Source organism: Paenibacillus illinoisensis NBRC 15959 (assembly GCF_004000925.1).
GTDB classification, from domain to species: Bacteria; Bacillota; Bacilli; order Paenibacillales; family Paenibacillaceae; genus Paenibacillus; species Paenibacillus illinoisensis.
The window spans coordinates 323,583-341,261 of the sequence record NZ_BIME01000006.1 but is presented as its reverse complement, the minus strand read 5'-3'; the positions used below and the strand labels follow the sequence as shown (position 1 = coordinate 341,261).

16 protein-coding genes are annotated in these 17,679 nt (G+C 49.0%); 4 read left to right on the top strand and 12 right to left on the bottom strand.

Annotation, left to right across the window (positions count from 1 at the left end):
* Positions 1-462 precede the first annotated feature (462 nt).
* The gene (locus PIL01S_RS17090; protein WP_246058371.1) at positions 463-2,034 is read right to left on the bottom strand and encodes a sensor histidine kinase; all 1,572 of its coding nucleotides are present in this window, start codon (positions 2,032-2,034) and stop codon (positions 463-465) included.
* Positions 2,035-2,287: 253 nt separating this feature from the next.
* On the opposite strand from PIL01S_RS17090, the gene PIL01S_RS17085 reads away from it, so the two are divergent.
* Positions 2,288-2,620, top strand: a complete 333-nt coding sequence (locus PIL01S_RS17085) for a hypothetical protein (RefSeq protein ID WP_127538537.1) — start codon at positions 2,288-2,290, stop codon at positions 2,618-2,620.
* A gap of 64 nt (positions 2,621-2,684) precedes the next feature.
* Here PIL01S_RS17085 and mglC read toward each other — a convergent pair whose 3' ends face one another.
* The 6 genes from mglC to PIL01S_RS17055 form a co-directional block, all read right to left on the bottom strand.
* Complete coding sequence (mglC, locus tag PIL01S_RS17080; RefSeq protein ID WP_127538536.1) at positions 2,685-3,704, bottom strand: galactose/methyl galactoside ABC transporter permease MglC; 1,020 nt, start codon at positions 3,702-3,704, stop codon at positions 2,685-2,687.
* A gap of 14 nt (positions 3,705-3,718) precedes the next feature.
* On the bottom strand, positions 3,719-5,224 hold the full coding sequence (locus PIL01S_RS17075) for a sugar ABC transporter ATP-binding protein (protein WP_127538535.1): 1,506 nt from the start codon (positions 5,222-5,224) through the stop codon (positions 3,719-3,721).
* Positions 5,225-5,296: 72 nt separating this feature from the next.
* Complete coding sequence (locus PIL01S_RS17070) at positions 5,297-6,358, bottom strand: galactose ABC transporter substrate-binding protein (RefSeq protein WP_127538534.1); 1,062 nt, start codon at positions 6,356-6,358, stop codon at positions 5,297-5,299.
* 134 nt (positions 6,359-6,492) lie between these two features.
* Positions 6,493-7,650 (bottom strand): substrate-binding domain-containing protein, encoded by a 1,158-nt coding sequence (locus PIL01S_RS17065; RefSeq protein WP_164764260.1) that lies wholly within the window; start codon positions 7,648-7,650, stop codon positions 6,493-6,495.
* Complete coding sequence (locus tag PIL01S_RS17060) at positions 7,637-9,454, bottom strand: cache domain-containing sensor histidine kinase (RefSeq protein ID WP_371859969.1); 1,818 nt, start codon at positions 9,452-9,454, stop codon at positions 7,637-7,639. Before PIL01S_RS17060 ends, PIL01S_RS17065 begins: the two co-directional genes overlap by 14 nt.
* On the bottom strand, positions 9,451-11,175 hold the full coding sequence (locus PIL01S_RS17055) for a response regulator (RefSeq protein ID WP_127538532.1): 1,725 nt from the start codon (positions 11,173-11,175) through the stop codon (positions 9,451-9,453). The genes PIL01S_RS17060 and PIL01S_RS17055 overlap by 4 nt, the downstream gene beginning before the upstream one ends.
* 223 nt (positions 11,176-11,398) lie before the next feature.
* Here PIL01S_RS17055 and PIL01S_RS17050 point away from each other — a divergent pair, with 223 nt between their 5' ends.
* Complete coding sequence (locus PIL01S_RS17050; RefSeq protein ID WP_127538531.1) at positions 11,399-11,911, top strand: hypothetical protein; 513 nt, start codon at positions 11,399-11,401, stop codon at positions 11,909-11,911.
* Positions 11,912-12,006: 95 nt separating this feature from the next.
* Here PIL01S_RS17050 and PIL01S_RS17045 read toward each other — a convergent pair whose 3' ends face one another.
* Entirely contained in the window at positions 12,007-12,924 is a 918-nt protein-coding gene (locus tag PIL01S_RS17045; protein ID WP_127538530.1) for a tyrosine-type recombinase/integrase, read from the bottom strand.
* A 169-nt stretch (positions 12,925-13,093) separates the two neighbouring features.
* On the opposite strand from PIL01S_RS17045, the gene PIL01S_RS17040 reads away from it, so the two are divergent.
* Positions 13,094-13,294 carry a cold-shock protein gene (locus PIL01S_RS17040; RefSeq protein WP_095288763.1) on the top strand — a complete coding sequence of 67 codons (201 nt, stop codon included), beginning with the start codon at positions 13,094-13,096 and terminating at the stop codon, positions 13,292-13,294.
* Positions 13,295-13,402: 108 nt separating this feature from the next.
* Positions 13,403-13,675: an HU family DNA-binding protein gene (locus tag PIL01S_RS17035; protein ID WP_127538529.1), complete on the top strand. Its 273-nt coding sequence runs from the start codon at positions 13,403-13,405 to the stop codon at positions 13,673-13,675.
* Positions 13,676-13,948: 273 nt separating this feature from the next.
* On the opposite strand, the gene PIL01S_RS17030 is transcribed toward PIL01S_RS17035, so the two are convergent.
* Genes PIL01S_RS17030 through PIL01S_RS17015 form a run of 4 tightly spaced genes read right to left on the bottom strand, consistent with a single transcriptional unit; the run spans position 13,949 to position 17,641 of the window.
* Complete coding sequence (locus PIL01S_RS17030) at positions 13,949-14,749, bottom strand: ABC transporter ATP-binding protein (RefSeq protein WP_127538528.1); 801 nt, start codon at positions 14,747-14,749, stop codon at positions 13,949-13,951.
* Between the two features lie 22 nt (positions 14,750-14,771).
* On the bottom strand, positions 14,772-15,788 hold the full coding sequence (locus PIL01S_RS17025; RefSeq protein WP_095288761.1) for an ABC transporter ATP-binding protein: 1,017 nt from the start codon (positions 15,786-15,788) through the stop codon (positions 14,772-14,774).
* A gap of 4 nt (positions 15,789-15,792) precedes the next feature.
* Positions 15,793-16,629: an ABC transporter permease gene (locus PIL01S_RS17020; protein ID WP_095288760.1), complete on the bottom strand. Its 837-nt coding sequence runs from the start codon at positions 16,627-16,629 to the stop codon at positions 15,793-15,795.
* Position 16,630: 1 nt separating this feature from the next.
* Positions 16,631-17,641, bottom strand: coding sequence for an ABC transporter permease (locus PIL01S_RS17015; RefSeq protein ID WP_095288759.1), 1,011 nt, complete (start codon positions 17,639-17,641; stop codon positions 16,631-16,633).
* Between the last annotated feature and the right edge of the window lie 38 nt (positions 17,642-17,679).

The window sequence follows — 17,679 nt, the reverse complement described above, 5'->3', positions numbered from 1 at the left end:
CCATTTTATTGAACATTAGTCTACTGAAATAATGGAACCGCCCACCCTGTTTATCGTGTAACTTAGCAAACAGCCTCGCCCCCTTTGACATAATTCTCGCACTCGGATCCTATTTTACATGTATTATATCGATTATGATTAGCTGATGTTGTCGATATTTGGAGGCTCGTCAAATTCACATGAATGTATAATTTGATAATTAAACTAAAACAAAATGTTATTATCTTACGAGGTATGACACGTATGAAGATGTTCACAGTGCCGTTCACCGTTATATGTGATACTACTACATTAACTAACATTAACGGAGTATTTCGGCGGTCTGTTTCCGAATGAATGCTCAAGAACAGCAAAACAAGAAACCTTAGCACTTATTGAGCTAAGGTTTCTAAACGAACTATTTTTTTGTTTTTTTATCTGTCTATTTAACGGTGAGCAGTTCAGCGTTTTTGTTTGCTGGAATTATGCCCCCATAGGTAAATGAAGGGTGAATGTAGCGCCAATCCCTATTTCACTATGAACGGTAATTTTGCCATGATGGTCCAAAGCAATTTTCTGACAGAGTGCCAGTCCAAGTCCTGTACCTTCTTCCTTGGTCGTATAAAATGGATCAAAGATCGTCGCCAGTGCGTTCTCCGGAATGCCGCTGCCCGTATCCGTAATCGAGATAAGTGCTTCTTCTCCATCATGTAACAAACCAATACGCACTTCACCCGGGTCTTCCATTGCTTCAAAAGCATTACGAATCAGATTAATCAGAACCTGTACGATCTTGTCCCGATCCATATTGACCATAACTGATTCGCCTGTCATCTCTAATGTAATCCGGTGTCCACGGGATGCTGCATCTGACTCGGTTAATGACAAAACACGTTCAAGGCAGTGGCCCAGCCTCTCCGGTTTCATTAGATGAGCCTGCGGCTTGGAAAATTGCAGAAATTCTGCAGTCAGATCCGTAACCCGGATCACTTCACCCATAATCACTTCATACCACGGAGCAATATTGTACGCTTGTCCGCGTGACAGCTGCAAGAATCCACGAATCGCCGTGAGCGGATTACGGATCTCATGCGCCATGCCGGCTGCAAGTTCTCCAACAGCCCTGAGCCTTTCCGAACGGTAGATCTCTTCTTCATTCTTAATCCACTTGCTGCGCTGTGCCTGAAATAGTCGCTCCTCTGCAATCGTTATTAACTGCTGGAGGGTCTCTGCTGTCTCCGGATAGACCGAAATGCTATACGTAACCTGTAATCCTTTCAGATCGGTGGTTTGCATTGTACTCATTCGTTCCTCGATACCCGCAACCTCGGGCAAAATGATTGAAAATCGATCTCCCGCATAACGGGATATCCCATAAGCATCCGCAAAATGCTTGGAGATGCTCCCCCCTGTCCCCGCTATGATGGAACTCCAATTGTTTTCCACTTCCTTATTAAATCCGTTGAAATTCTGGATGTTCATAAGAATAAGCAAAAAGGAGCGCTGCTTCTCTGCCGTTTCCTGCAGTGCATTCATATATCCTTCATAGTTGAGCAGCCCTGTAAGCGGGTCGTGCAGGGTGAGGAATTGATTTTTTTCGCGCAATCTGCGCTTTTCAGCTTCGCTGTTAACCAGCGTATGATACAGAAAGATTATAACAATTGCCGTGAGTAGATCGAATAGGGAAACCGACAATGTGTAGGCATCTATCGTAACGTAGGATAGCCGAATCCCTGTATATTGCAGCACGAGCAGGAGAGAAATGGGCAGGGTCTGCTCTACCCGCTGTTTGTTCTGAATCATTGTCATGATGAGCAGGTAATATAACATGTTGCACCAGTTCAACTCACTGAAATAGTGAAATATGCCAAGGAAGATCCACTGAATTTTCTGTAATACAGGATATCGTCTTTCTCCATAAATGCTGGCAACAAATAAGGCTCCGGCAAGGATCATCCATGTGAGGCTGGAAGTGCGGCCCAGAAAATAAGAGGACAGGATTACAAGCAGGCAACCCAGCGGGAAAATAACCCTTTTCATCGTGTACGTTAGCAAACAGCCTCGCCCCCTTTGACAATCTACTCACATCTAACACTTCATTTACATGCATTATATCGATTATGATTAGCTAATGTTGTCGATTAATGGAAGCTCTCCAAATTGGAATGGATAGGGCTCATGGATTATATACCATTTATTTAGCATCTTGAATAGCGATCCTGTACATCATCCACCCTTTTTCTGGTATGTTATAATACAGTAATGGATTTATTTTCAATAAAATTGGAAGTTGCAGGTGATTCTCTTGGTGGAACGTAGAAGACCATTTGGAATTGGCACATTTTCGCTGCTCATTGTGGCTTTGGGATTTGCATTTAATTATGCATGGGGGCCTGATGATTTTAGGTTCGGGTATTACCTGTTTCATCAGATGAATTGGCCCATCTATAGCAAGGGTGACGAAGAACTGATTATTCCAACAGTAATAACTGCAATCTTCTGGATCCCTGCCATCATCATTGCAAGAAAACACAACGTACACTTTGGTACAAAAACAGCTTCAATCGTGGCCGGTGCTATGCTGATCATCTGTTTCATAGGCCCTTTGGTTACTATGTTGGATTGGATCGTCAATTCATAAAGAAAAAAGAAGCCAGCGCTCTGACATTCCAGAGCGCTGGCTTTGTTCTTTCCTCTCCACATATCTATTTCTTCGCCATATATTTGCGGATATCAAATGCAACAGCGGCAACTATAATTAATCCTTTAATAATCAGCTGCCAATAGGGACTTACACCGATAAAGGTAAGGCCGTAGTTGATAACCCCGAAGATGAGCACACCGGCCATAACACCTGGCACTGTTCCGATGCCTCCTGCTGTTGAAACGCCACCAACGACACACGCCGCAATGGCATCCAGCTCATACATATTGCCGTAGTTATTCGTCGCTCCGCCTGTACGCGCTGCCTCCAGCACACCCCCCAGTCCATACAACGCTCCCGCAATGGCATACAGGGCAATCAAATTACGTGCGACATGAATTCCCGACACATGCGCGGCCTGGATGTTGCCGCCAATGGCGTACATATTTTTGCCGAGGCGGGTTTTGTTAAAAACGACCCAACAGATTAAGGCTACTGCAATCGCAATCAGTACAATATAAGGGATCGAGTAGCCCCCTCCCAGATCAATATAGCCTGATCCGATCACCGTGAAGCCCGGTCTAAGTCCTCCAATCGGCTGTGACTGGTTGGGCTCTGTATCAAAATAAATCGAGTTCAACCCATATACGGCCACCATCGTTCCCAGTGTGGCGATAAATGGAGGTACATGCAGCTTGGCGACTATAATTCCATTTACCAATCCGACAATCAGACCAGCCACAATTCCAATTATAATGGGCAGCCCCACCCATAAATGCGGCAGATCCGGGAAGAAGCGATTGGCATATTCGTCAATTTGCAGCATGGACGCGGATACCACAGCCGTCAGACCCACCACCCGGCCAGCTGACAGATCGACCCCGCCAGTGACGAGAATGAAGGCCGCCCCGAGTGCAATGATGGCCCTTGTGGAGGACTGCTGCAATATATCCCGTAGGGTAGAGAAAGCAAGGAAGTTCGGGTCCGCAATGGCAATGCCGATGACAAGCAGAATAAGTACGATAAAGATGGCTCGCTGCGTTACATACTGTTTCACCTGATTGATGACTTGCGTATTCATCTGTTTCCTCCTGTCTAAGCCATCCGCTGCTGAGCGGCCAGCCTCATAATTTCCTGCTCTGTGGCGTCGGCTCCGTCTACAATGCCGGTCAGCCTTCCTTCACTCATCACCATGATCCGGTCGGACATCCCTAGCAGTTCAGGCATCTCCGAGCTGATCATGATAATGCTTTTGCCCTGACGAGCCAGTTCCGTAATAATGGTGTAGATTTCAAACTTGGCCCCCACATCAATTCCCCGCGTTGGTTCATCAAGCAGCAGAATTTCCGGGCTGGTCAATAACCACCGGGCCAAAAGCACTTTCTGCTGATTTCCGCCAGAAAGGTTGCGAATCAGCGTGTTAACAGAAGGCGTTTTGGTTCTGAACTTCTGAGTTTGCTCCCGGGCCTCTTCGCGTCCCTTCTTTTCATCCAGCAGTCCAACGCGGTTACGGTACCTTCCCAAACTCGCAATAATTGTATTTTCATATACGGACAACACCGGAAATATGCCCGTAACCCTCCGTTCCTCGGTCAGCAGCGCCATATGATGACGTTTCGCCGCGGCGGGTGAGTTGATCTTCACCTTGCGTCCATGAATCGAGATTGTGCCCGAAGCGAGCCCTCGCAGTCCGAACAAGGATTCGATCAGTTCCGTCCGCTGCGCTCCAACGAGCCCGCCAATGCCGAGCACTTCGCCTTTTCGGAGCTCAAACGTAATATCCCTGAACGAGTGGGCCTGGCTCGATGTTAACCCTTCTGCCTTCAAAATCACTTCGCCAGGAACGTTGGTCCGTTCCGGAAAACGTTCGTCCAGATCCCGTCCTACCATGCGGGTGATGATCAGATCGGTAGTCAGATCAGCAGCATCCCAGGTACCGACAACAAACCCGTCACGCATAATGGTGACTTCGTCCGAAATCGTGAGGATTTCCTCCATTTTGTGCGAGATGTATATAATCGACACGCCGCGGCTGCGAAGCTCGTTAATGATAGCGAACAGCTGCTCTACTTCCTTGCCTGTCAGAGATGAGGTCGGCTCATCCATAACAATGACTTTTGATTGAAAAGAGACCGCTTTGGCGATTTCCATGGATTGTATTTTGGATACGGATAACGTTCCTGCCTGTGCCTTCGGGTCGATATCCAGACTCAGGTCTTTAAACAAGGCCAATGTATCGGCATACATCTTCTTCTCGTCGACCAGCAACCCTCTCATCGGGAAACGTCCCAGCCATATATTCTCCATCACGGGACGATGAGGCACCGGATTCAGCTCCTGATGGATCATGGATATGCCATGCATCAGTGCTGCTTTGGAATTCGGAATGTCGACCTCTTTTCCATCGATTCGAATCGTGCCTTCATCTGGTCGGTACATGCCGAACAAACATTTCATCAGTGTCGATTTACCTGCTCCATTCTCTCCCATCAGGGCGTGGACCGATCCGGGCTTCACCTTCAGGGTGACCTGACTAAGTGCCTGCACACCCGGAAACCCCTTCGAAATCCCGTCCATCTCCAGCAGATAAGGTGATGCCATTTGGGTTCCTCCCTTCATATGCCCAGAAAAAAAGGACGCCATCGGTAAGACGGACGTCCCTCTCTGCTGCTGTTATTGGGCGTCGGCAATGTTGTCTTTCGTAATTTTCTTGTAGGCAATCCAGACATATTTGCCATCCGTAATGTCGTACCCCGTATTTTCCTTCGTTGGCGTCTCACCCTTGGCGAGTACCGCAGCCAAAGCCACTGTTGCTGTGCCCTGGTTCTTCGCATCATTCAATACGGTGCCCAGCATCGTGCCGTCCTGAAGTGCCTGAATGGCAGGAGCGGTTGCATCCACACCAACGACAGGCATCGCCTTGCCGTCCTTGAAGTATCCTGCTGCCTTCAATGCTTCGATGGCACCGAGTGCCATGTCGTCATTGTTGGCAAGTACAGCTTCAATCTTGTCGCCGTGGGAAGCGAGGAATGCCTGCATTTTCTCCTGTCCTTTAACCCGATCCCACATCGCCGTGTCTTCCGCCAGTGCCTCTACTTCAATACCGGCATCCTGGATCGCCTGTACGGAGTATTTGGTCCGCAGTTCTGCATCCTGGTGACCCGGCTCGCCTTTCAGCATGACGTATTGCAGTTTGCCGTCCCCGTTTTTGTCCGCTTCGGGATGGGCTTTCCAGTAATCCACAATCAGCTGGCCGGAGATCGTACCCGACTCTTCCGCCTTGGCACCGACGTAGTACACCTTATCCCATTTATTCATGTCTTCGGCAACCGGCTCACGGTTCAGGAACACGACAGGAATGCTCGCAGCCTTGGCCTTGTCGATGATTACACCCGCTGCAGTACGGTCTACCGGATTTACGGCCATGGCACTGTATTTCTTGGATACGAAGAGATCCACTTTCTCATTCTGGGTCGGCTGTGCGTTCTGGCTATCCACGATATCGAGTGTGGCTTTGCCTTCTGCTGCTGCCGTCATGGCATTCCGTACGCCCGTCATGAACGTATCATCGAATTTGTAGATCGCAACACCAATCTTCGGCGTCTCCGCTCCGCCTGCTGCCTGCTCTCCTGTGTCAGTTCCTGTACTTCCACCCGCACTGTCTCCGCCGCTGCTGCACCCAGCCGCAGCAACCATGAATGCAGTAAGCAGCAGTGTTATCCACGTTTTCTTCATATCCTAATGACCTCCCCCAAGTTCATTCGGCTTCACCGATGTCTTTATTATGAAAGGGTTTACACCATTTTCGAATACAATATCTTCATCTGTTTTATCGAAATCTTCCTCTCTTCGGTTCATGTCTCCTATCTTCATTGAACAAACGGAAACAGCAGCTTCTGGTTATCCATCCAGAACATATTGTCCGTACTGACCAGCTTCGTTTCCAGCGTCACTCTGGCTTGCACCTGCTGATTATTCAGCCGTGCCACGGCCTGATTCAAACCAAGGTACCCTGCGCTGAAGCCATTTTGCACAATAAGATGCTGGAATACCCCTTCCTGCAGCTGCTCCAGCTGCTGCTGCTCACTCCCGAAGCCTACAATGTTGACCTGGTGCTCCAACTTCCGGCGATGCAGTTCATCCGCCGCTCCCAGAGACGCAGGCTCCTGCAGGGCAATGAAGCCGTCTACCTGCTGCTCGTCCAGCAGCTGCTTTGCTGCCTGCCAGCAGACTTCGCGGGTGCTGCATACGGACTTGGGTTCAACCTGAATACCCGGATACTGTACCAGCGCTTCCATGACCCCCTGCTCCCGGTGGATTAGCCCTGGATTCACAGGATCGGGCCCCAGCAAGGCTACACTGCCTCTGCCTCCCAGAAGCTCGGCCATCGCTTCACCTGCCTGCCGCCCAGCCTCCACATTATCCATGGAAATGACACTCGTAATCCCTTCTACAGGGAACTCATCGTTGAGAACAATCACCGGAACACTCATGCCACTCTTATTCATCGTTTGGGCCTTCTGAATAATGTCGCCAAGTACCTTCTCACTCAGTGGATCAACGAGCAGAGCGGAAGCGCCCTGTTGCAAAGCCTGCGTCACTGCTCGGATCTGTGCCTGTTCGCGCTGACTGTAAGCCGAGACATCCCGCCCGGACAACTCCTGCGGATCTCTGGCTCGGTGGATCGTCGAATCAGGATTGGATGGTGCATACGTTGCTGCCTCGGATGGAAATGCCTCCACCGTCAGCAGTTCAGCCCCATGTTCCTTGGCTGCCGCTTCTGCCCCGAGCCTTATCGCTTCAGCAAGTTCACCTGTCCCAGCAGGGGTAATCAGAGCGACACGAGGTGGCGGCAGTACCGAATCAGCATTGGAAATGCCACATGCCGTACTCAGAAATAAACAGCAGCCTGCCGCAGCGATCCCCATCCATCTGCGTACACGAAGGAGGGGCTGACTGAACTTGTTGATGGAGTCTGCACTAAAGATCCTGTGGATGATTGCTTTATCTTCATTACCTTTTATCATAAAAATCGCCATCCTCCCGTTCGCATTGAACCGGTATCCGAATCCAGACCGTCGTTCCTTCCTCCAGCTCACTCTCGAATTCAAGACCGCACCCTTCCCCGTAATAGAGCTGAATCCGGTCATGCACATTGCGCACGGCTACCCCTGACCCAGCACTACTCTTCACGATGGGACTGCCCTGAAGTAGTCCTGCCACCTGCTCCTCCGTCATGCCGACGCCATTATCCGTGATGCGGAATACCAGCTGGTCGCTCTCCCGATAGACGCGGATCTCAATGCAGCCTTCATCCGTGTGATACTCAATCCCATGCACGATGGCATTTTCAATTAACGGCTGAAGGACCAGCTTCAGTGTCAGACAGTCCAATGTATCCTCATCCGCATCCAGGCTGAACCGGAATTTGCGCTTGAACCGCATCTGCTGAATGGTCAGATAGTGGTGCGCATGCTCCAGCTCTTCGCGGACGGTAATGATGGTTTTCCCTTGGCTGAGACTTATGCGAAATAGGCGTGAAAGTGATGTGATCATGGTGATCACCTCTTCATTGCGACTCATGCCCACCATCCGCACAACAGAATTCAATGTGTTGTAGAGAAAATGAGGATTAATCTGGGCCTGCAATGCTTCCAGTTCGAGACGCCGTTTCTGTTCCTGCTCATGGATGATCTCATTCATCAGGGTACGAATCTTGTACACCATCAGGTTAAACCGACGGGATAGCCGCTCCACTTCAAGCGGTCCCTGAATGGGCAACTCCACGTTGAAGTCCCCTCTCTCCACGGCTTTCATCTTCCGCTCCATCCGCCGGATCGGACGTGTCAGACTGGAAGAGAGCAGCATGGACACGAGAATAACGAGTATTAACACAACCAGCAGTACCCGGACAAGATAGCCATTGACCTCCTGCCGGGTTGTCATGATTTCATCCAGGTAGGCCACACCGACAATTTTCCATCCGATATTGGCTACAGACTTCACGGTATTCAGTCTTTTCTGTCCATCCGCTTCATCTTCATAACTGCCTGTAGCCACCAAGGCCTGTTCGATATTTTCACTTTTGAGTCCCATATACATTAGCTGCTGCTGCGGATGATAAACAATGTTGCCTGCGCTCTCGTCGATGATGTAAACATATCCCCGCTGCCCCAGACTGACCCTGCGGCTCAGTTCATCCATCTGTTTGAAATTGATATCTACCAGCAGAATGACCTGTCGATCCTGACCATTTTGCCGTACTGTAATGCCTTTGCTCATCGATACGACCCACTTATAGGGGCCTGAGTACATGTTCTGAATGTGAGGCAGTGAAAAACTAAGGTGGTCCGGCACTCGGAGCGCAGATTGAAACCACCCTTGCTGTGTCACATGGGCGCTTGATTTCAACTCGGCGGAAGGTCTGTTCTTGAGCAGTTCGCCCTTGGAGTCGAGCAGTGTAATGGAGATAATGTCCTCCCTGCTGCTGAGGAGTGTATCCAGCTGTTTGTCCACCTGTTCCCCTTCCCATGTCCCGTCCCGCAGCATATGCTCCTCGATGGCTCGGTAGAGATGCGACATGCTCCGGACATAGTCCTCCAGGTTGTAACTGACCTGATCGACAATCTGCCTCGTTGTCAGTTCGGCGCTTCGTTCGGCAGCCTGTGTGAATTTGTCATGCAGAAGCAGGGCCATGATGGTGAGCACAAGTACAATGAAGATGGAAAAGGACCACGTGATAATAGACCGAATACTGCTGACCTTCGAGGATCGAAGACGGAAACGCAGATTGAGCCATAACTGTCCCATCCATCCGGCTAACGTTCTCATCGTTCTGCACCTTCACGCGTTGTCAGCACGAACTGCTTGCGATATTCTTTGGGCGAGACGCCGATATGTTTCTTGAAGCAAAAGCTGAAATAATTCGGTTCGGCGAAGCCTACCCGTTCTGCAATCTCAAACGACTTCAGCTCCGTGGAGCGAAGCAGTTCCTTGGCCGCCTCCATACGGATCTGCATCAAATATTGCAGAAAGGTAAGCTGCACTTCTTTTTTGAAAATGCCACAAAAATAACCTGAACTGATATGCAGATATCCGCATACCTTCTGTATGGACAGATCGGGATCGGCATAATGTTCCTTCGTAAACCGCAGCGCCTGCTCCACAATATCCTTGTATACATGCTGGCGCCCGCTGGCAATCCGGTGCTGTACGAGCACACAGACTTCCCTCACTTTGTCTTGTGCCTCAGACAGTCCCGGCAATCGGAACATATCCGCATACAATTGGAAACCGGAACCGAAGATATCCTCCATATCCTCACCAGATGCCTGCGCTGCCTTCCATACCGTCGTCAACACTTCAATCAGGTACAGCTGGATGTCTCCTCGACCATGCTCCACCGTAATTTCCCGGAAAATGATATCCAGTGCATCTTCAAGCTCCGTTCTGGTTCCTGCCTTGAGCGTACGGGTCAGCGTCTGCTGCTTCAGCTCGTCAAAACGCAGCTTGCCTGCAGTCTGCCGCTCCACGTCTGCAATATAGATAAGCGAATCCGTCCCCGGCACCAGTCTGTAGTCGAGCGCCAATAATGCATCCTCATAAGCATGTTTCACATCCGAGAGGGTATCGACCATGGATCCAGATCCCACCGTGGCCGGGATACGCAAGTAGTGATTAATGCTGCGGATGACATTTTCAAGGGCATGCTGCTGACGTTTCTCCCCTTCACCCTGACCCCAGCGATCAATAAAAAGCAGAACAATGGCTTCCTGATGCATAAAAGCATGTCCCGCCCCGTGTTCCTTCCATACTTCTTCGGCAATGTTAAGCGCAGCGAACTGCTTCAGTTCCGCATCCTCGGATTGACGCAGTGATCCCCCGGAACCGTGGTTACCCTGTTTCTCCGATACGTTGTCTGCCCTGACCGATTCCTGAGTATTCACTCCACCTTGATGGCCATTCTTCTTCCCGTCACCCTCCATGTGCAGCGTCAGAACGGATACCCCATACCGCTCACCGTATAGGTCCAGACCGCACTGTTTGGCTTTGTCATGAATGTACGCCGGCGATTTCTGCCGATGCAGCAGTGTAGCCATCAGATCGGCCTGCACCAGCGGCAAGCTTGTATAATAATGATCCCGCAGCTGCCGGACATCTTCACGTTCTGCTACTTCAGATGCCATCTGCGCTCGCAGACGTGTAAGCAGTTCGGTCAGATGCCCGGCTGAGAACGGCTTCAGCAAATATTCATCTACACTCAGTGAGACGGCCTGCCTGGCATAATCGAATTCATCATACCCTGTCAAAATGACAACCTTCACGAGCGGGTTGCGTTCCCGCAACCTTCGCGCAAGTTCCAGTCCATCCATAAACGGCATGCTGATGTCGGTTACTACAATATCGGGCTCAACCCTCTCGGCCATCTCCAGCGCTTCACGGCCATTCTCTGCCAAACCGACGATTCGCAGGTCCAGGGCCTCCCAATCCACCTCTATGACTAATCCTTCGCGTACGTCTTCTTCATCATCCACCAGCAATACCCGGTACACGTCCGAATTCCTCCCCCAGCTCATTGGAATAATGCAAGATGCCTCATGTATATGTCGTTTCGATCCAAGGTTGCCATCATACTATACAATATTATTTCATTTGTGTAACCGCTTACTTTTTGAGGGGGCAAGGATTAAATTTATATCACACTCTTCTTGAAAAGATGGTAAATTATAGTTAAGATGGTCCGAGAAATTGCGAGAAAGGAACATGTTATTTCAAATGAACAGATTACAAGCTGGATTGTTAACCACAGGGATCGGTGCCGTATTGCTTTGTAGCGGAGCCATCACAGAAACCATTCGATCTGATCAGCTTCATCCCCCTAGGGAAACATTAATGTGGGAAGATTATTCTCTGGACCTAAGGAATAAATTAACACGTTCGTGGAGCGGGGGATTAGAGGCAATCCATAAGGTTATGAGTCAGGATGACGATAAGGAAAACCTAAGCAAGTGGAAGCTATATTATGATTTGGAGCATGCCAAACACCAGATTCCCCGCAAAGAGCACTCCTCTTTCATTCAGGTCTATTACGGGGATGCCCGAAGATCCTTGCTTGAAAATGGAGATTTCATGCCTGCGCTGCTTCTGGATCCTGATCATTCTAAAGCCATTCAGTTTTGGGAAAAGCATGATGGAACGTATGCAATCATAACAATGGAGAAACGATTAGATGAGGATGGAACGCGCAAATGGCTTGAAAGTGGTGCGCAGATCATCAATAAGCCCTGACCCGCTCAACAGCAGATCAGGGCTATCATTCGTATGAAGTCTAAGATCAACGCAATACTAATTACGGTTGCATAGAACTCTTTATATCTTTTGATTTAATCCAAATGGTGAGTTTCCTTCACCTGCTCTATGGGATTTGCATTTAACGCTTTTACATATATCATCGTTCGATCTGGATTCGTATGTCCCATCATTTCAGCCAGACGATGCAGTGGAACACACTCAGCCATGGCATAGCCAAACCGATGACGCAGATCATGGGAACTTAGTCCTTCCAATCCGGCTGCGGTCATTACTTTTTTAATCAAATGGCGAAGCGCCCTCTCGGTCAAACGATCATTAGTCTTCTCCGAAGGGAACAGGTAAGGGGTACCTGGACTCAGACCTTCCATGTACTTTCTCAACATCGTAACACACACCGTATTCAACGGAATTCTCCGTTGTCCGTTTCGTTTATCGGCCCGCACCGTAAGCTGCCCGCTTCGCTTGCCCAGTTCAATATCGACTGGCTCCAGATTGCATATCTCCATCGTCCGCAGCCCTGTATGAAACATCAAGATCAAGATGGTCTGATCACGCAGGGAATTCCCCTGTTCGATCGCAGAGAGAAAAGCTTGTTCTTCTCCGGGTGTCATGCGGCGAGGACTCACCTTGTCTTCCGGAATAAACTTTAAAGTTTTGGAAGGATCAATGCTAATTTTGGACTCTGCTGCAGCCCATTTGAATAAGCGCTTCAGTGTAATCAGTCTGCGGTTAATCGTAGCTGGCTTCAGCTGCAAAACGTTGTGTGAATAATCACGGTAGCTCATTAACGTGGATGTATCCATGTTTTCAATACTGATATCCTTTTCTCCAAATGCTGTACTTCCTTTACACCATTCAAGAAAATGCTTCAGATCACTCGCATATTCCTTTAATGTTTTGGGAGTTAATTTAGCCTGAATGGTAAGCATATGTATGAATTCCTGAACAACCATTTCCCCATGTACCGACATACCAGATACCTTATCCATTAGAAAAAACCTCCAAATCTTGACTTATATTAGCGGACATGGTATTATCATATTAATCGATACATTAGCGGACATCAAGTCTGTGGTTAGAATATACCTGATCAGTGTTAATTTCTCATTAACCCTAATCAAAATGGTCGTTTAAAAACTTATTTTCTGGAGGAATTACATGCAAACAGGTACAGTGAAATGGTTCAACGCGGACAAAGGTTTCGGTTTTATCGAAATTGAAGAAGGAAATGACGTTTTTGTTCATTTCAGCGCTATCCAAAGTGACGGGTTCAAAACATTGGATGAAGGACAACGCGTTCAATTCGAAGTAACCCAAGGTAACCGTGGACCACAAGCTGAGAACGTTACAGTCATCTAATATATTCAAGCTGCCTTAACAGGCAGCTTTTTATTTTTATTCGATTCCTGTCCTATCAGATCTTTCGACCAACCGAATACTCCATCAAACCAAAGTGAGGGATTACACATGGATAAGGAACAATTGATTGCAGAAGTAGCCAAGTCTGGCGGATTCTCCAAAAAGAACGCTGAAAAGGCTGTCACCGTCGTACTTGATTCGATTTTGGAAGCTTTAAAGGAAGGTCAAGAAGTTCAACTTGTTGGGTTTGGAAAATTTGAAGTGCGTGAGCGTGAGGCACGTATGGGCAAAAGCCGAAGAACCGGCAAGGAAATTCAGCTTCCGGCAGGGAAAGTCCCTGTATTCACGGCAGGATTGATGATGAAAGAAGCTTTGAATTAAGGCAGCACATACCGAATTGGAAAAGAGGTTTTTATTCAAACGAACAACAATAATTATAATGCACATGCGACATTTTCAACGGTTGATGACATTCTTAACTATTATTCCGACAAGAAGACCAACCAGGATAACGCAAAGGATCACACCCATTCAACAGCCCCTTCAGCAGAGTCTGAACACACTTCATCATCACCCACTCGCTAACAGACCCTTTCATATTGGACAACAAAAAGCCCTGCTCCGCTTATAAACGGTCCAGGGCTTGATTTATGTTTACTCCAACACCCAGGGAGAGTGTATCTTGGGTACATCATTAATCAACTGCCTTGTATACGGGTGCTCCGCTTGGTGAATGACTTCCTCCGCTTTTCCTGCCTCCACCATCCGCCCGTGTTCCATGATGCAGATCGTATCGCTCACATAATAAGCGAGACCCACGTCATGGGTGATAAACACAATGGTCATCCGGTTCTCATCACGCAGCTTGAGCAGCATATCCAGAATGGTGGAGCGCGAACAGGCATCTACCATGGAAGTAGGCTCATCGGCGATCAGCACTTTCGGGTGCAGCATGAAAATTCTCGCAATCATTAACCGCTGCATCTGCCCACCGGACAGCTCGAACGGATATTTGTTGTACAACTCCTCAAACTTCAGGTTCACGAAGGAACATGCTTCCTTCATTTTGATGTACGCCTCATCCTGGCTGAGCTTCAAACCTTGCAATTTAATGCAATCCACGAGCAGCTTCTCTACCCGGTGAAAGACATTGAACGAGGAAAACGGATCCTGGAAAATGGCCTGGATATCCTTCCAATAGGCTTTGCGTTCACGGTATCGTCCAAGCTGTCTCGGTTTTCCGTTATATTCAATGGTCCCACTCGTTTCCTTAAGCAGGCCCATAATCATCTTCGCAAGCGTGGTCTTGCCACTGCCGCTCTCTCCAACAATTGAAATAATCTCGCCTTCGTGAAAATCAAAGCTGACATCGTCTACCGCCGCCTTTTTACGGTTGCCTGTACCGTATACCTTGGTCAGATGACGGCCGCTGATCAGTACCTTGCCCATCGCCATGCGGGTTCACTCCTTCCGGGAGTCATGAATCAAGCTGCTCCTCTTTCCTGATCTGCTCCAGGATTTCCGGTGTCAGCAAGCAGCGATAGATCCGTTCTTGCACTTGGATATTCTCAATCTTGCCCTGACGACATTCATCTGTAACCAGCGTGCAGCGCTCTGCGAATCTACAGCCTTCAGGCACATGCTTCAGATTCGGCGGAGCGCCAGGTATCGCTGCAAGCTTATGTTCCTTCATCCCTTCTTCCGGCACAATGATGGACCCCATCAGCTTACGGGTATAGGGATGCAGCGGATTGAAGATCATCTGGTCCGCCGTTCCCCGTTCTACAATTTCGCCGGCATACATGACCATAATCTCATCCGTGACGTGATACAGAAGCGGCAGCTCATGGGTGATAAACACCAGGGACTTGATCACTTCGCGTTTCAGCAAATCCTTCAGTAGACGGATGACCGCCTTCTGTGAAGTCACATCCAGAGCGGATGTCGGTTCATCCGCAATGAGCACTTTGGGATTCAAAATGGTTGAGATGGCAATGACTGTTCGCTGCTTCATGCCACCGGACAATTCATTTGGATACATATCCAGCACATCCGGGGACAGATTCAGCGATTGGAAACGCTCGGCGGCCATCCTCCGCACTTCCTGACGCTTCATCTCCGGACGATGTTCCTTCATAATATCCTCGATGAAACGGATAATGCGCAGCGTTGGATTAAGTGCATTCATCGCAGCCTGCGGAATATAGGCAATTTCCTTTCCGAGAATGCGGGAGCGCAGCTGCTCCTTGTTCAGCTGCATAATGTCCGTGCCATTGATCCGGATCGAACCACTGCCATAATGCAGGGGCGGGAAATAGAAGCCCATCAGGCTGAGTGCCAGTGTTGACTTGCCGCAGCCGGACTCCCCTGCAATGCCCAGCGTCTGCCCTTCTTTCAGTCCAAACTCTACCCCGTCAACCGCATAAACATTCTCTTTGAGCCGGGTACGATAATAGGTTTTGAGGCCGCTGACCTGAAGTATAGGTTGGTCCATGGTCTTAGCTCCTTATTTTCGGATTAAAGATTTCGTCCATGCCCGTATTCATCAGATAGAGCGAGAACGTAATGACGGCAATGGCCATTGCCGCGGGAATGAATGCCCACCATGCTCCTGCTACCGGAGCTTCAAATACCAGTGCCCAGTTCATCAGAATGCCGAGTGATATCGTGTTATATGGACCGAGCCCCAGCATCGAAATGGAGGCTTCGGACAGAATGCCCGAGGCTGTCTGGAGCACAAAGGCCATGACAACATAAGACGCGATATACGGCAGAATCTCATGGATAATAATACGCGGTGTGCTGTGTCCAGAAATTTTCGCAATATGCACATGATCCCGGCTCCGCAGGGATGTTGTCTGTGCACGTACCGCCCTGGCTGTCCACGGCCAGCTCGTGATGCCAATAATAATGGCCGTTACGAGCGAACTGCGGGAATCGATACTGACCGAGATGAGAATCAAAATGATAAACGAGGGAATCACGATGAAGATATTCGTAACCGCTGTCAGGAAATTGTCCAGCATGCCTCCGATATATCCGGATACCAAGCCCATAATCAGACCAATGACCGTTGCAAAAACGCCCGCGATCAGCCCCACCCGTATGGATGTCTGGATGCCATACATCAATTCCAGAAAGATATCGCGCCCAAAGTTGTCTGATCCCAGCAGCAATCCATCCCCCGGAGGCTGAAACGCCATCGCAATCATCTCCAGCGGATCACTGCGATTGATGAGCGGATAGATGGTAACAAGCAGCAGCATGCCTACAAAAGTCACCGCACCGATCATAAACTTGGGCGACTTCAGCAAAATAGAGATCGAATGCTTCATGTCATTGTTCCTCCATTTGAGCAGCCTTGATGCGCGGATCAATGAAGCCATAGATTACATCAATCGTGAAATTGGCCAGCAGCACGGCAACGGCAATCAGCAGTGTACATCCTGAAATGAGCGGATAATCGAGCTGACGTATGGCGGTGAACAGCCAGGTGCCAATGCCCGGATAACTGAACACAATTTCACAGATCAGCGATCCACCAACCATGGTGCCAATGGAGAGCGCCAGTCCCGTGATCTGCGGCAGCATGGCGTTGCGGAACACATAACGGGCAATGCGGCCGTCCCGAATACCAAGCAGTTTACTGTACAGCACATAGTCCGAATTCAGCTCATAGATGGACATCTCCCGCATGCCAATTGCCTGACCGCCAATGGTCACGAGCACAATGGACAGGAACGGCAAGGTATGGTGGCGTATCACTGACATGATAAAGTCGAAGCTCAGCTGGGGCACCATCTGGAAGTCGTATCCACCGGACAGCGGGAACCATTTGAGTGTTAAAGCAAAGACATACAGCATAATAATAGCCAGAGTGAAAAAAGGAATGGAATTGATAAACAGCGCTACAGGAAACAGCACTTTATCAAAAACACCTTTCCGGTACGCCGCGATGGCACCAAGCAAATTGCCGATTAACCAGCCCACCAGGATAGCTGGGAGCTGAAGCCCCACCGTCCAAGGGACGGCGGAGGCCAGAATGTCCGTTACAGGCTTCGGATACAATCCGAAAGACGTGCCGAGATTGCCTGTGAAGAGATTTTTCAAATAAATGCCAAACTGGGTCCACAGGGGCTGATCAATACCAAATTCAACGGTAAATGTCTCATACACCCGCTTGATGGAGTCCGAATCAGTCATGCCTGCGGTCATTTTGGAAGCGATCATGCTCACCGGGTTGCCTTCAATCAGTCTTGGCAGAATAAAATTCAATCCGACGGCGATGATCAGGGTCAGGCCATACCAGAACACTTTTTTCGCTACATATCTGGCGTAGGCATTCATTGGATCCAGCACCCCCCGAATTTTACGGATAAGGTCAT

Excerpts from the sequence above, each read along its gene's own strand:
- PIL01S_RS17030 (WP_127538528.1), bottom strand. The coding sequence starts at position 14,749 with ATGGCGATGGGCAAGGTACTGATCAGCGGCCGTCATCTGACCAAGGTA.
- PIL01S_RS17035 (WP_127538529.1), top strand. The coding sequence starts at position 13,403 with ATGGATAAGGAACAATTGATTGCAGAAGTAGCCAAGTCTGGCGGATTC.
- PIL01S_RS17060 (WP_371859969.1), bottom strand. The coding sequence starts at position 9,454 with ATGAGAACGTTAGCCGGATGGATGGGACAGTTATGGCTCAATCTGCGT.
- PIL01S_RS17045 (WP_127538530.1), bottom strand. The coding sequence starts at position 12,924 with ATGGATAAGGTATCTGGTATGTCGGTACATGGGGAAATGGTTGTTCAG.
- PIL01S_RS17050 (WP_127538531.1), top strand. The coding sequence starts at position 11,399 with ATGAACAGATTACAAGCTGGATTGTTAACCACAGGGATCGGTGCCGTA.
- PIL01S_RS17025 (WP_095288761.1), bottom strand. The coding sequence starts at position 15,788 with ATGGACCAACCTATACTTCAGGTCAGCGGCCTCAAAACCTATTATCGT.
- PIL01S_RS17020 (WP_095288760.1), bottom strand. The coding sequence starts at position 16,629 with ATGAAGCATTCGATCTCTATTTTGCTGAAGTCGCCCAAGTTTATGATC.
- mglC (WP_127538536.1), bottom strand. The coding sequence starts at position 3,704 with ATGAATACGCAAGTCATCAATCAGGTGAAACAGTATGTAACGCAGCGA.
- PIL01S_RS17015 (WP_095288759.1), bottom strand. The coding sequence starts at position 17,641 with ATGAATGCCTACGCCAGATATGTAGCGAAAAAAGTGTTCTGGTATGGC.
- PIL01S_RS17075 (WP_127538535.1), bottom strand. The coding sequence starts at position 5,224 with ATGGCATCACCTTATCTGCTGGAGATGGACGGGATTTCGAAGGGGTTT.
- PIL01S_RS17065 (WP_164764260.1), bottom strand. The coding sequence starts at position 7,650 with ATGATAAAAGGTAATGAAGATAAAGCAATCATCCACAGGATCTTTAGT.
- PIL01S_RS17040 (WP_095288763.1), top strand. The coding sequence starts at position 13,094 with ATGCAAACAGGTACAGTGAAATGGTTCAACGCGGACAAAGGTTTCGGT.
- PIL01S_RS17070 (WP_127538534.1), bottom strand. The coding sequence starts at position 6,358 with ATGAAGAAAACGTGGATAACACTGCTGCTTACTGCATTCATGGTTGCT.